This is a genomic window from Pseudomonas sp. Sample_24, from assembly GCF_004307605.1.
Classification (GTDB): Bacteria; Pseudomonadota; Gammaproteobacteria; order Pseudomonadales; family Pseudomonadaceae; genus Aquipseudomonas.
Window position 1 is genome coordinate 11,170 of sequence record NZ_RCNW01000032.1, and the last position, 1,124, is coordinate 12,293.

At 56.2% G+C, this 1,124-nt stretch carries 1 protein-coding gene; it reads left to right on the forward strand.

Features of this window, described 5'->3' with window-relative positions:
• Positions 1-1,023, forward strand: a 1,023-nt coding sequence (gene atpD / locus D8V06_RS01630; protein ID WP_177434322.1) for a F0F1 ATP synthase subunit beta, incomplete at its 5' end; no start/stop codon positions are given.
• Positions 1,024-1,124 lie beyond the last annotated feature (101 nt).

The following is a 1,124-nucleotide window of genomic DNA, read 5'->3' on the forward strand; positions in this document are numbered from 1 at the left end:
GCAGGCGGCAACGACCTGCTGGAAACCGGCATCAAGGTTATCGACCTGGTTTGCCCGTTCGCCAAGGGCGGTAAAGTCGGTCTGTTCGGTGGTGCCGGTGTAGGCAAAACCGTAAACATGATGGAACTGATCCGTAACATCGCCATCGAGCACAGCGGTTATTCCGTGTTCGCCGGTGTGGGTGAGCGTACTCGTGAGGGTAACGACTTCTACCACGAGATGAAGGATTCCAACGTTCTGGACAAAGTGGCACTGGTTTACGGTCAGATGAACGAGCCGCCGGGAAACCGTCTGCGCGTAGCACTGACCGGCCTGACCATGGCCGAGAAGTTCCGTGACGAAGGTAACGACGTTCTGCTGTTCGTCGACAACATCTATCGTTACACCCTGGCCGGTACTGAAGTATCCGCACTGCTGGGCCGTATGCCTTCGGCAGTAGGTTACCAGCCGACCCTGGCTGAAGAGATGGGCGTTCTGCAAGAACGTATCACTTCGACCAAGGAAGGTTCGATCACTTCGATCCAAGCGGTATACGTACCTGCGGACGACTTGACCGACCCGTCGCCAGCGACCACCTTCGCCCACTTGGACGCTACCGTCGTTCTGTCCCGTGACATCGCTTCCCTGGGTATCTACCCGGCGGTTGATCCACTCGACTCGACTTCGCGCCAGCTGGACCCGAACGTGATCGGCCAGGACCACTACGACACCGCTCGCGGCGTTCAGTACGTTCTGCAGCGTTACAAAGAACTGAAGGACATCATTGCGATCCTGGGTATGGACGAGCTGTCGGAAGCCGACAAGCAGTTGGTAAACCGTGCTCGTAAGATCCAGCGTTTCTTGTCGCAGCCGTTCTTCGTGGCTGAAGTCTTCACCGGTGCTTCGGGTAAATACGTTTCCCTGAAAGACACCATTGCTGGCTTCAAAGGCATCCTCAACGGTGACTACGACCACCTGCCAGAACAAGCGTTCTACATGGTTGGCGGCATCGAAGAAGCGATCGAGAAAGCCAAGAAACTGTAATCCCGGCGCCCGGCAACGGGCGCTAATTTAGGTTGAGGCAATCAGATGGCTATGACAGTCCATTGCGATATCGTCAGCGCGGAAGGGGAAATCTTTTCCGG